The following is a 13,202-nucleotide window of genomic DNA, read 5'->3' on the forward strand; positions in this document are numbered from 1 at the left end:
CCCGTTGCCCGGTAGCTGCACCACGTTTTGCCATGCACTTTTTAGAAAACATAAAGGAGGCGTTCCGTTCCATTCAGAGCAATCTGCTGCGCACCGTTCTCACGGCGCTTATCGTGAGCATTGGCATCATGGCCCTGGTGGGCATTCTGACGGCTATTGATGCCATGAAATTCTCGCTGAGTCAGACCTTTGCCAGCCTGGGAGCCAACTCGTTCGAAATCAGCGCCAGGGGTTACAACAACCGCTCCCGGCGTGGGGGCGTGCAGGAAAAGGTGTACCCGGCCATCACCTACTTGCAGGCTCGGCAGTACAAGCAGCAGATCGGCGACGAGGGGAGGGTAGGCATTTCGGCCTTTATCTCGGGAGCCGTAGAGGTGAAGGCCGGCAGCGAAAAGACCAACCCCAATATGCGCGTGGTGGCCGGCGATGATAATTACCTGCTGATTCAGAGCTTCAACCTGCTGGCGGGGCGCACGTTTTCGGCGGCCGAGCTGGAAAGCGGCGCCAATGTGGCCATTGTGGGTCAGGAAATCAAAGACAAGCTGTTTCCAAGCCAAAGCCCGATAGGGCAGTACATCTATCTGATGGGCCGCCGCTTCTTGGTGGTAGGTCAGCTGGAAAAAAGCGGCAGCACCATGGGTGGCGGCGGCGCCGACCGTACCGTGCTGATTCCGCTGATAACCGGCAACCAGATGCCCCGGCAGCAGGCCCTCAACTACGAAATCAAAACGGCCACGCCCGACCCCAACAACCTGACTTACCTTACGGGCCTAGCTACGGGTACCATGCGCGCCGTGCGCCGCGACGCCCTCGGCCAGCCCGATTCCTTCGAGGTAGAGCGTAGCGACTCACTGGCCGCCAAGCTCGATGAGCTGTCGGGCAACATTCGCATCGGAGGCTTTCTGGTAGGGTTCATCACGCTGCTCGGGGCCAGCATTGCCCTGATGAACATCATGATGGTATCTGTGACGGAGCGCACCCGCGAAATTGGTATTCGTAAGGCGTTGGGCGCTACCTCCCGCCAGATCCGGCAGCAGTTCTTGATGGAGGCCATTGTGATTTGCCTGCTGGGCGGCGCGCTGGGCGTACTGCTGGGCGTGGCCATGGGCAACGGCGTGATGTTGTTTGTAGGAGGCGGTGGCTTCCTGGTGCCTTGGCTCTGGATTACGCTGGGCCTGCTGATTTGCGTGAGTGTCGGGCTAGCCTCAGGCTACTACCCAGCCAGCAAAGCCGCCAAGCTCGACCCCATCGAGTCGCTGCGCTACGAGTAATTTCTCACGCTATTTCGCTCCCGGTTTAACACGGAGCTAGAGGATTCAAGAAAGGGAGTGAACAGGAATGCAGTCATGTGGCGGTATTCCTGTTCACTCCCTTTTTGATTTTAGCCCTGTTTGAAACGTTATTATACAAATGGTATTATTATGGATATGTAAAAACAAGTATATATTTGTGCTTTCACAGAAGGTAGCGTACATGGCCACAAGTAGCACAGTAGGACAACGAATCAGCCAGCTGATAGCACAATTGGGTATTTCCAAAAATGCCTTTGCTATGTCATTAGATAAGACGGCTACAGTGATTCAACATCTTGTAGACGAGCGCAATAAGCCGGGGTTTGACCTTTTGTGTAAGATATTTGAAGTGTACCCAGCTGTGTCGAAAGATTGGTTGATGCAGGGGACAGGTAGCATGTTTGCCACTACGGTTCCTGCTGTGGAGGCGGCGCAGTTTGTGGCTGCTCCACCGGTCGCGGCCACCGCGCCGACACCCGTAGAGGAGTTGCCCGAACCAGAGCCTGTGGCACCTGCCCCAGTTACACCGACACCTGCTCCGGCTCCCGTGGCCCCAGAACCTGTACCCGAAGCACCGGCTCCTACACCACCTACGGCTACGCTACCCCCTGCGCCAGCACCCGCCGTCGCTCCGCCAGCGGCCGTACCTGCCACGCCTGCTGTTGCCGCTGCCTCCGATGCAAGCTGGCAAACGGCTCTCTACACGCAGCAAATGGCGCATCAGCTGGCTATGGCTGAGATGCGCAACCAGCATTTGCAGGAGCAGCAGCGCATGATGCAACAGATGATGGAGATGATGCAACGGCAGCTTAGCTAAGTAGACTGCTTGTTGAAGCCAATAGTAATAGAGAGCACCGGTAGCCACCGGTGCTTTTTTTATGATTTACAAAGCGCTACTGCGTTTTGTGTAGCATTCCCCACAGTTTGTATACGCGCCACGGTTAGCCAATGCTGGACCTTTGTTGAGCAAAAAGATAGTTCAACAAGTAGGTACAACACCATCATGAGCAACATCAAACGAGTAGCCTTGGGCAGCCAGGGCCTGGAAGTGCCCGTCGAGGGACTGGGCTGCATGGGCATGACCGGCGGCGTCAACGGCATGAGCGTGTACGGCGCGGCCGACGAGCAGGAAAGCCTGGCAACCCTGCATCGCGCCCTGGAGCTGGGTGTGAATATGCTGGACACCGCTGACCTATATGGTCCCATGCTCAACGAGCGGCTGATCAGCAAAGTCCTGGCTGGCCAGCGCGATAAGTACCTTGTGGCCACCAAATTTGGCTTTGAGGTAGACGACCAGGAGAACTGGACCGGTGGCTACAACGGCCGCCCCGAGTACATGCGCAAGTCCATTGAGCGCTCCTTGCGCAATCTCGGCACCGATTACGTAGACCTGTACTACCTGCACCGCATCGACCCCAATACGCCCTTGGAAGACACGGTAGGCGCTATGGGCCGCCTAGTAGAAGAAGGCAAAGTGCGCTACCTGGGGCTAAGCGAAGTATCCGCCGACGAGTTGCACCGGGCGCATCAGGTGCACCCCATTTCGGCTCTGCAAACGGAATACTCGCTGTTTGACCGAGGAGTGGAAGAGAAAGGCACGTTGGCGGCGGCGCGTGAGCTGGGCATTGGCTTTGTGGCCTACTCGCCGCTGGGGAGGGGCTTTTTGTCCGGCGACATCAAAACGCCCGACGACTTCGAGCCCAACGATTCGCGCCGGTTCTTTCCGCGCTACCAGGGCGAAAACTTCTACAAAAACCTGGACCTGGTGGAGAAGTTGCAAGCCCTAGCCCAGGCAAAAGACGTGACGGCCGCACAGCTTGCCCTGGCCTGGGTGCTGGCCCAGGACGTAGTAGTAATTCCCGGCACCAAGCGTCGCAAGTACCTGGAGCAAAACGTAGCCGCCGCCAGCATCGAGCTGACGCAGCAGGAGCTACAGGAGCTGGAAGCCATTATGCCGGTGGGTAGTGCGGCCGGTGAAGCCTACCCAGAGGGATTATAAGCGAGAAGTTTAACAAAACATTGCAGCTGCTTTAGCATTACTGAAATATCGAAGCAGCTGCATTTCTACCATCTATTTTCAAACCAACGCATGAAGTCTTCAGCAAGAGAATTCCGGTTGCTTGCCTCCGTATCGGATTTCACGCGGCATTTCGGGTTTCCCGAGCCGACGCATCCGTTGCTGACCATCATTGATCTGGAGAAAACGCGCCACCTCACGCCGCCTACCTTGCCGGCGCTGCGGCAGCTGTACATCATCGCTTTGAAAAAAGAACTGCGCGGCCAGATGCAGTACGGCCGGCAGAACTACGATTTCAGCAACGGGGTGCTAGGCTTCTATGCGCCCGGTCAGCTCTGCGAAGGCAACGATGGGCTGGATATTTCGACGCTGAGCGGCTGGATGCTGGTCTTCCATCCCGATCTACTAGCGAAATATCCGCTGGGCAAGAAAATCACCGGCTACGGCTTTTTCTCCTACCAGGTACACGAGGCCCTGCACCTCGCGGCCCACGAGGAAAGCGCGCTGGCCGGGCTACTCGATGGGATGCGACGGGAGTGCGAACAGCCCATCGATGCCTTCAGCCAGGACGTGCTGGTGTCGCAGCTCGACGTGCTGCTGAGCTACGCCAACCGCTTCTACCACCGGCAGTTCCTTACTCGCCGCACCGCCGAGCACGACCTGCTCAGCCGCTTCGAGGAGCTACTGACCACGTATTTTGCCCAAGACGACGGCGAGCAGCCCCTCCCTACCGTGCAGCACTTCGCCGACGCCCTGCATGTATCGCCGGCCTACCTCAGCGACATGCTCCGCAGCCTCACAGGCCAAAGTACCCAGCAGCACATCCACCAGGCCCTGATCGAAAAAGCCAAGCGCCTGCTGCTGTCTACCTCGCTGACCATCAACGAAACCGCTTTTCAACTTGGCTTTGAGTATCCACAGTATTTCAGTCGGTTATTCAAAAGCAAAACGGGCCTCACACCAGCCGAATTTCGCTTTTCGGTGCAGTAGGGTAGGTATTATTTGGTATAGATGGTGGAGAGACTAAAAGGCGGTCTGAGTTTACTACTGTACGATGTAGAGACGCATACTTGCGTCTCGTCGCTGAACGGCCACCGCTTGAATCGTTCAACGACGAGACGCAAGTATGCGTCTCTGTATTATTCCAATTACCTTTTAGCCAACTCAAACGGCCTCTTGGGGATGGCGAAATCTATTAGATAAAGCTATTGCAAGCCCTGTACAGCGTTGCCGCCGAAAATACTTTTGTTCACGGCGGGCGTGAAGATGCCGTAGGGGAAAGCCGGGGGTAGGGCGCTGGCTTCGCTGAGCTGTTGGAGTTGGTTGGGGGTAAGCGTGAGGTCCAGCGAAGCCAGGTTATCGTGTAACTGCTCCAAGCGGCTGGCGCCCAGTATCAGTGACGTAATGCCGGGCTGGGCTGTGGCCCAGGCCAGTGCCACCTGGGCCAGCGGCCGGCCAGCTTGTGTGGCCACTGCCCGTAAGGCATCCAGCACGCGCCAGTTGTGGTCCGTAAATTTGGAGTCCCCAAACGGATTGCTGCCGCTCAGCCGGCCTTCGCCGGTCGTACCGGCGGCGTGACGCTGGTATTTGCCAGCCAGGAAGCCCGCCGCTAAGGGGCTCCAGGGTAGGATGCCCAGGCCGCACTCGCGGGCAGCGGGAACGTGCTCCTGCTCAATGTGACGCTCTACGAGCGAGTATTCCAGCTGCATAGCAATGGGGCCGGGTAGGGCGTGCACCTGGGCCAGCGTGGCAGCCTTGGTAGCGTACCAAGCTGGTACATCAGAAAAGCCGAAGTAGCGGATTTTGCCGGCGCGCACCAGGTCGCCCAAGGTTTGCAGTACCTCTTCTACGGGCGTTACCATATCCCACACATGCAGCCAATACAGGTCGATGTAGTCGGTACGCAGGCGGCGCAGCGAGGCTTCCAGGGCCTGGTAGATATGCTTGCGGCCGTTGCCGCCGGCGTGTGGGTTGCCGGGTGCAGTGTTGAACGCAAATTTAGTAGCCAGTACCAGCTGGTCGCGGAGGCCCCGCTCAGCTATGTAGCTGCCTACTAGCTCCTCGCTGCGGCCCTTGGCATACACATTGGCCGTGTCGATGGAGTTGCCGCCGGCATCCACGTAGGCATCAAAAATAGCCTGCGACACGTCATCGGCGGAACCCCAGCGCGGCGTGCCAAACGTCATGGTGCCTAGCGTAAGCGGACTAACCAGTAGGCCGGAGCGGCCCAGGGTACGATAATCGGTGAGGTGCATAGGGTAGGGGGTAGAGTACCGCTCGTGTAACAACCAGCGTGCTACAAAGGTGGGGTGGCCGCCTACTGTTGCCGCAACACAAACCGTCGTTTTTGCAATACAAAACGCGGCAAGGCGCAGGGCTGCCAGCCATAGTGGCCAGTTGCCCCGCGCCTTGCCGCGCTTCAGTGGTTTTCGTAATTAATGCTGGAATACTTCTACCCCAAGCTCTTCTACCTCCATCAGGTTTTGGGCCGTTACGGTGGTAAGGCGCAGGCGCTTCAGCTCGCCTACTAGTAGCGGGTCGTATTTGGCCGTTACGCGGATGTAGTTGGGCGTGAAGCCTTCCATCTGCCCGTTGGTCACGTCGTCCTCAAACAGTACTTCGGTTTCCTGGCCGGCGTGCTGCTCGTAGAAGAAGCGCTTCTTCTTTTCCGACAGGCTGCGCAGCTGCGTGGTGCGCTCGTGACGGGTGCGGTCCTGCACCCGACCAGGAAGGGTAGGCGCCAGTGTATTGGCCCGCTCCGAGTACGGAAATACGTGCAAATAGCTCACATCCAAATTATTCAAAAACTGATACGTGTCAAGGAAGTCGGCTTCGGTTTCGCCAGGGAAACCTACAATCACGTCTACCCCGATGCAGGCGTGGGGCATCACCTCCTTGATCAGGCGCACGCGCTCCTGGTACAGCTCGCGGCGGTAGCGGCGGCGCATCAAGCCCAGAATTTTATTGGAGCCTGATTGCAACGGAATGTGAAAATGTGGCGCAAACCGCTTCGACTGGGCTACAAACCGGATAATCTCGTCGGAGAGCAGGTTGGGCTCGCAGGAGCTGATGCGGAAGCGGTTGATACCTTCCACCTCATCCAAGGCGCGTACCAAATCGTAGAAGTTTTCGCGCCGCTCGCGCTCCGGGCCTTGCAGGCCAAAATCGCCCAAGTTCACGCCCGTCAGCACGATTTCCTTCACACCAGTAGCGGCCAGCTTTTCCACGCGCTCTATCACGCTTTGCACCGAGTTGGAGCGGCTGTGGCCGCGCGCCAGCGGGATGGTGCAAAACGAGCAAGAGTAATCGCAGCCGTCCTGCACTTTCAGGAACGTACGCGTCCGGTCGCCAAAACTGTGGGCCGCGTGAAACTCGGTAGCCTCGCTGATAGGCGACGCGTACACGCGCCCTGGCCCGGCGGCGGGCTTCTCAAAACCCGCCAGCGTTTCCACCAGCCGGAATTTCTCGGCAGCCCCCAGCACGGCGTGCACGCCGGGAATCTCGGCAATTTCCTGGGGCTTGAGCTGCGCGTAACAGCCCACGATGGTTACGAAAGCCTCGGGGTTGTGCTTGAGAGCTTCCTTCACCACCTTGCGGCACTTGCGGTCGGCGTGGTCCGTGACCGAGCAGGTATTGATAACGTAAATATCGGCGGCGTCCTCAAAGGCTACTTTCTCGAAGCCGTGTTCCTCAAACTGCCGCCCAATGGCAGACGTCTCGGAGAAATTGAGTTTGCAGCCCAGCGTGTAAAAGGCAACTTTTCTGGTTTCCATAAGCAAGCTGCAAAGATACGACGCAGGCGCTGAATGATATAACCCCGAGGTGGGAAGCAGGGTATTCTATTTCCGCAAGAAGTCCTCGAACGTTACCTGCTGATACGCTTGGCCCAGTTGAAGCTGGGCAGCCGTAGTACCAGGCGTTTTCCGAATCACGCGCCTACCCACGTTGTCGTATACTACCGTGTCTTGTGGAGTGAGTAGGCCGAACCCATCAGTAAAGCAGTAAAAGGCGAAGGGGCGCGTTGTGGGGCGCAACAGGTCGCGGCTGAAGGGGTAAGACACGGCCGGTAGCCCTAGTTGGCCTAGCAACGTAGCCGCTACATCTGTTTGAGAGCCCAGCACATCAATCGTGCGTCCTTGCGCAGCAGGTAGCAACGCGCCGCCCGCCAGCACCAGCGGGATATGGAATTTCTTGGGGGCGTAGTTGCGCGTGTTGCCGGGCTGCGGATGGCCGTGGTCGGCTACCAGCACCACCAGCGTGTTCTGCCACCACGGCTGCTGGCGGGCCACGCGCAGAAACTGTCCTAGCACGTGGTCGGTGTAGTAGATGGAGTTGCGGAACAGGCTAGCCTCGCTGGTACCGGGGAAACGCGTGCGCATGGGCACGTCAAACGGCTCGTGACTGCTGAGCGTGAAAGCCGTCACGAAGAACGGCTGCCGCTGATGTTCCAAGTCGGTAAGGATGCGCTGGAACAGCACATGGTCGTGGGCGCCCCACTTCGAGTTTTGCTCCGCGGGCTGAAAATCGGCCCGTTCCGTTAGGGCATCATAGCCGCCGGCTACCAGGTAGCTTTTCATGTTGGCAAAAGCCAGCTCGCCACCATAATAATAGTGCGACGAGTACCCCGCCGCCCGCAGAGAGCCTACCAGCTGGGGCAACCGCTCAGTTTTGCGCGGATACTTGATAATGCTGGTGGTAGGCTGATTGGGGTAGCCCGAGAGCAGGGCCACCAAACCCTTCTGGCTCCGGTCGCCGGCCGCATACACTTGGCTGAACCGCACTCCTGTGTGGCTCAAGCTATCCAGGGTAGGTGTCACGCCAGTTTCACCGCCTAGGCTGCCCACCAGCTTGGCCGTAAAGCTTTCCAGTATAATAAACAGCACGTTGGGCCGCGGCGTACGCAATAGGGTAGGTGGCACCGCCGCTGAATCTGGCTGGTGGTATAGAGCCGCAACCAGGCGAGACGCCGTGGTGTCGGGCATGAAGTGATATGGATTGGGGCCAGCATTCTGCAAGAACAGTGAGTTCATCACGTTCCAAGGCACATTCACGGCCGCATGGTTGGCAAAGGGCTGCGGCGAAAAGTATACGTCGCTCTGGTTGATCGGAATCTGCTGCAAGCCACCGCGCAGGGGCACCACCAGCAGCAGCATGTACAAGGCGCCAATCAGTCCGGTCCTACCTCGGCCCGTGTGCAAGGGTAGGGGTGGCAGCCTGCCTACCACTCCTTTATATAAGAGCCAGCCTACCAGAAGCAGACCTATAAATAAGGCCACTAGCAGCAGCAGAGGAGCCGAGGCCGCCGAGGCCGCCATTTCGCCGGGCGTATTCAGATATTGCAGCGGCGTGGCATCCAGTCGAAATCCCCAGGCCTGATACAACGCCAGATCGGCCACCGACAGAAACGAGACGACCACGCCCGCCACCGCTGAAAAACCGCGTACCAGTCGCTCCAGCCGAAAATTGGGACCTAGCAAGCCGCCCAAGGTGAGAAGCGCAAAGGGTAGGAGGCACAGGTAAGCTGTGGCCGAAGCGTCCAGCCGCAAGCCGTAGCCGAAGATGCGGGCAACCGTACTCAGGGGCAGCATAGCAGTGTCAGCCCACTGATAAACAAGAAAAAGAAGCTTGGCAACAACGAAAAAAAGCAGCCAGAACAGAAAATAACGAGGCTGAAAAGCAAAGCGAGTAGTATTCACAGCGCAAAAGTAGCTGGTCGTGCCCAGGGTGTTAGCACAAAGACCATATGGGCCTCGATAAAATATAGAAGCAGTGAAGAATGCTTCCCGCCTATGCCTACCAACTGCGCAAAGTAGGCGTCGCTGAAAAAAAATGCCCGCTTACATAAGCGCAAACGTTTTCTGAACAGCAGCACTAAAACAAAGGATAAAAGTCAGGTTGTTTTTCAAACGTTTTAGTTGACGACTGGGGTAATTTTTTAGGGGATACCAGTGCCAAACAACTGTTTTTTATCGTTAGAGGGGTGAAAAAATAAGGGGGTACAGGTTTGGTTTTTAAAAAAATGGTGCTTTACCTTTGCTAACACCACCCGTCAACTGCCAACCTTATCCTGTTCACTTTCTTACATGGCCATTCTTCGCTTTAAAGCTCTTGAACTTGCTGACACGCGTCAGCCGTTGCCGGTTTTCACCTCTACTGAGCGCCGCTCCGATAATTTCGGTAAAAACGTCTTTAATCTGGATGCGATGCGGGCAAATATGCCCGGTGAGTATTTCAAGAAGCTACAGAATGCCATCAAACAGGGTGCCGCCGTGGAGCGCTCCGTGGCCGATGCTGTAGCCGCTGCTATGAAGACCTGGGCCATGGCCAAAGGCGCTACGCACTACACGCACTGGTTTCAGCCACTCACAGGCTCTACAGCCGAGAAGCACGACTCATTTTTTGACCTGAACTCCGACGGGCGGCCCATTGAGAACTTTAAAGGCTCGGCGCTGGTGCAGCAGGAGCCCGATGCGTCGTCGTTCCCCAACGGTGGTATTCGCAATACCTTCGAGGCCCGTGGCTACACTGCCTGGGATCCTACCTCGCCTGCGTTCATCATCGAAACGGCAGGTGCCAAAACGCTATGCATCCCCACGATTTTCGTGTCCTACACCGGCGAGGCACTCGACTATAAAGCCCCGCTGCTAAAGTCGCTAGCTGCCCTGGAGAAAGCGGCCGTTGACGTTTGCCAGTATTTCGATAAGGATGTACAGCGCGTGAACACAACGCTGGGCATCGAGCAGGAATATTTCCTGGTAGATAAGGCGTTGTTTAATGCCCGTCCTGACCTGGTGTTTACCGGCCGCACCCTGTTCGGCCATGCGCCAGCCAAGGGCCAGCAGCTCGAAGACCACTACTTTGGCTCTATCCCGAGCCGGGTGCATGCCTTCATGCTAGACTTTGAGGAGGAAGCCAACAAGTTGGGTATTCCGCTGCGTACGCGTCACAACGAAGTAGCTCCCAACCAGTTTGAGTGCGCGCCTACCTTCGAAGACGCTAACCTCGCCGTCGACCACAACCAGCTCCTGATGGACATCATGGATCGGGTGGCCGAGAAGCACGACCTGAAAGTGCTCCTGCACGAGAAGCCGTTTGCCGGCGTAAATGGCTCGGGCAAGCACAACAACTGGGCAATGAGCACCGATACGGGCGTTAACCTGCTCGCCCCCGGCCGCAAGCCCAAGGAGAACCTGCAATTCCTGACGTTCTTCATCAACGTTATCAAGGCCGTGCACACCCACGGCGGGCTGCTGCGCGCCAGCATTGCCTCGGCCAGCAACGACCACCGCCTGGGCGCCAACGAAGCGCCGCCAGCCATCATGTCGGTATTTGTAGGCTCGATGCTGGACTCGGTACTCGATGAGCTGGAGCGCACGGCAAAAGTACCGCTCGACAAAGGCGACAACATCTACCTGAAGCTGGGCATCGATAAGATTCCGGCCATCCTGCTTGACAACACTGACCGCAACCGTACATCGCCGTTTGCCTTCACCGGCAATAAGTTTGAGCTGCGGGCGGTAGGTTCCTCTGCCAACTGCTCCTCGGCTATGACTACCCTGAATGCTGTGGTAGCCGATCAGCTGATCGAGTTCAAAAAGTCGGTGGATGAGCTGATTGAGCAGGGTAAAAAGAAGGAAGTGGCCATCGTAGACGTGCTGCGTGAGTACGTAATCTCGTCGAAAGACATTCGTTTTGAGGGCAACGGCTACTCGCAGGAGTGGGAAGAAGAAGCTGCCCGCCGCGGCCTGCCCAACGTGCGCACCACGCCCCAGGCGCTGGACGCCCTAGTAACCGCCGACGCCGAAGCCCTGTTTGCCCGTCACGGCATCTTCTCGACGGTAGAGCTGCATGCCCGCCACGAGATTCTGCTGGAGGAGTACATCAAGAAGATTCAGATTGAAGGCCGCACGATGGGTGATCTGGCTATCAACCACATCATTCCAACGGCGGTAGCCTACCAAACCAAACTCATCGAGAACGTACGCGGTCTGCGCGAGCTGGGCCTCGACGACGAACATTCGCAGGTAACGGTAGATACCATTAAAGCTATTTCGCGCCACATCAGCACCATCAAAACCGAGGTGGATGCCATGACCAACAGCCGCAAAGTAGCCAACAAGATTGAAGACACGCACGCACGGGCCATTGCCTACTGCGATACGGTGAAAGGACATTTCGACACCATCCGCCGCTCTACCGACAAGCTGGAGCTGATGGTGGCCGATGAGGACTGGCCGCTGGTGAAGTACCGCGAACTTTTGTTCCGGCACTAATACCAGCAGCACAGAACCAAACCGAAGTTGGGTGGGAATTTTCTTCGGTTTTGGTTTTGAAAAGGGCGTTCCGGGTGGGGCGCCTTTTTTTTTGACCCTGCTATAGAGGGTTAGGTAAAAAAGCCCTTCACAGCATGTGAAGGGCTTTTTCATTAACTACGTAAAACCGTGTAAAGCGAGCAATAACACGAAACTGCCCCAAAATCTGCCCCGGAATTAGGCCACGCGGCGGGCGGTTTTGCGGTAGGCTTCAATCAGCTCCTGCTCGTCAATGCCCAGGTAGCGGTTGAAGCTGCGCTCGGTTTGGTGCCCGGTGGCCAGCATCACCTGCGCCTTCGGCACGCCCTGATAAATTTTCAGGGTGGCGAAGGTCTTGCGGCCGATGCGGCTGGTGAGCTTGACTCGCTTGATGCCCGAGAGCCGCTGCAGGTGGGGGAGGTAGCGCTCCAGCTGCCGCACGTAGGGTAGGCACGTGGCCAGGCCCTGGCCGGCGTAACTCTCCACCAGGGAAACGGGCTTGAACACGTCGTCGTCGAAATAGGGGATGACGCAGAGCACGCCGGTCTTGTTGGCGCGGATGCGCGCCACCTCGCCGGCCAAGTGCTCAGGCGCTAGGCGGTCGGCGTCGCCCAGGCGTAGCCCGAAGTAGCAGCACTGCAGCAGCTTGTCGCGGGTGTGCTGCAGGCGCTCTAAGTGCTGGGCGTGGGTGAGCAGGTTGCGGCCGCCGCGGTGGTCAGCCGGCGCGGGGCGGCGCTCGACCAGGTGCAGGTCTACGTAGGCGTGCACGGCGGGCGTATCCAGGTCCAACGCGGCCAGCGTCAGCAGCTCACGCTGGGTGAGGGCATCCACTCCTTGGTAGTTCTCGGGCGACTCAAATTTGCGGTAACGGCGGTTTACGGTAATATCTTGGTCTTCGGCCCAGCCCAAGAAGGACTTGAGGCGTTTGATATGGTTGCCGAAGGTGTTGATGCTGTGGCCCCGCACGTCGAGCACATAGTCTCGGAACTCGGCGTAGAAGGCAGGCGACATGCCGGCAAACGTGAGCGAAGCACCCTGGTGCGCGGCCAGGCGTTGCAGCTCGTTGCGGGTGCGGCGTAGGGCCGTTACGGTCTTCTTGTTCAGCCGCCGCCCACTGGCCAGGGAAATTTTGCGGGCCTGATGCTCCAGCCACTCGTCCATGGTGGCCAGAAACTCGGGCGCCTGCGGGGCTAGCGGGGGCAAGCCGGGTCCACCCTCCGGCTCGGCGTCGATGCCCGCGGCCAGCAGGGCGTAACGCCGCAGGATTTCCGCCTTCATCTCGGGCGGTGTGAGCTGTCGGCCGCGGGCCAGCGCATCCTGGTAGGCACTTTTGCCGGCTTTGGTCCAGTTCTCCAGTACTAGATTACGCTGGGTAGCGTAGGCGTTGGGCTTATCTTTTACTTCCTGTTTCTTCTCGTTCCAGTGAGTCTGCTGGCATTTCTCACCAGAGGTCATGCGCAGGCGGTGGCCATTCCAACAGAAGACTACTCGAATAGAGGCAATGCCATTCTTTCCTACTGTATCACGCCGAAATTCGCGGGTAACTTCCATAGCAGCAAGTATAGGCAGAAGCAGCCGCTCCTTGTCAAATACGAACCGCGA

9 protein-coding genes are annotated in these 13,202 nt (G+C 57.7%); 5 read left to right on the forward strand and 4 right to left on the reverse strand.

The window, feature by feature from the left end; translation table 11 throughout:
• The first annotated feature begins 32 nt into the window (after positions 1-32).
• The 4 genes from MUN82_RS06280 to MUN82_RS06295 all read left to right on the forward strand — a co-directional run bounded on the left by MUN82_RS06280 (position 33) and on the right by MUN82_RS06295 (position 4,299).
• Positions 33-1,271 carry an ABC transporter permease gene (locus MUN82_RS06280; RefSeq protein WP_245095866.1) on the forward strand — a complete coding sequence of 413 codons (1,239 nt, stop codon included), beginning with the start codon at positions 33-35 and terminating at the stop codon, positions 1,269-1,271.
• Between the two features lie 280 nt (positions 1,272-1,551).
• Positions 1,552-2,109: a hypothetical protein gene (locus tag MUN82_RS06285; RefSeq protein ID WP_245095868.1), complete on the forward strand. Its 558-nt coding sequence runs from the start codon at positions 1,552-1,554 to the stop codon at positions 2,107-2,109.
• A 186-nt stretch (positions 2,110-2,295) separates the two neighbouring features.
• Positions 2,296-3,291 (forward strand): aldo/keto reductase, encoded by a 996-nt coding sequence (locus tag MUN82_RS06290; protein WP_245095869.1) that lies wholly within the window; start codon positions 2,296-2,298, stop codon positions 3,289-3,291.
• Positions 3,292-3,381: 90 nt separating this feature from the next.
• A complete protein-coding gene (locus MUN82_RS06295) occupies positions 3,382-4,299 on the forward strand; it encodes a helix-turn-helix domain-containing protein (protein ID WP_245095871.1) in 918 nt (305 codons plus the stop codon).
• A 215-nt stretch (positions 4,300-4,514) separates the two neighbouring features.
• Here the strand turns inward: MUN82_RS06295 and MUN82_RS06300 are convergent, their stop codons facing one another.
• From MUN82_RS06300 to MUN82_RS06310, 3 genes are all read right to left on the reverse strand, one after another.
• Positions 4,515-5,564 (reverse strand): aldo/keto reductase, encoded by a 1,050-nt coding sequence (locus tag MUN82_RS06300; protein WP_245095872.1) that lies wholly within the window; start codon positions 5,562-5,564, stop codon positions 4,515-4,517.
• A 180-nt stretch (positions 5,565-5,744) separates the two neighbouring features.
• On the reverse strand, positions 5,745-7,082 hold the full coding sequence (gene mtaB, locus MUN82_RS06305; protein ID WP_245095873.1) for a tRNA (N(6)-L-threonylcarbamoyladenosine(37)-C(2))-methylthiotransferase MtaB: 1,338 nt from the start codon (positions 7,080-7,082) through the stop codon (positions 5,745-5,747).
• A 66-nt stretch (positions 7,083-7,148) separates the two neighbouring features.
• Positions 7,149-9,005, reverse strand: coding sequence for an LTA synthase family protein (locus MUN82_RS06310; protein ID WP_245095874.1), 1,857 nt, complete (start codon positions 9,003-9,005; stop codon positions 7,149-7,151).
• Positions 9,006-9,392: 387 nt separating this feature from the next.
• Between MUN82_RS06310 and MUN82_RS06315 the strand changes: the two genes are divergently transcribed.
• On the forward strand, positions 9,393-11,582 hold the full coding sequence (locus MUN82_RS06315) for a glutamine synthetase III family protein (RefSeq protein WP_245095876.1): 2,190 nt from the start codon (positions 9,393-9,395) through the stop codon (positions 11,580-11,582).
• 216 nt (positions 11,583-11,798) lie between these two features.
• On the opposite strand, the gene MUN82_RS06320 is transcribed toward MUN82_RS06315, so the two are convergent.
• Positions 11,799-13,151, reverse strand: coding sequence for a phage integrase SAM-like domain-containing protein (locus MUN82_RS06320; RefSeq protein WP_245095878.1), 1,353 nt, complete (start codon positions 13,149-13,151; stop codon positions 11,799-11,801).
• Positions 13,152-13,202: the final 51 nt, after the last annotated feature.

Origin of the sequence: Hymenobacter aerilatus, assembly GCF_022921095.1 — a bacterium.
GTDB classification, from domain to species: Bacteria; Bacteroidota; Bacteroidia; order Cytophagales; family Hymenobacteraceae; genus Hymenobacter; species Hymenobacter aerilatus.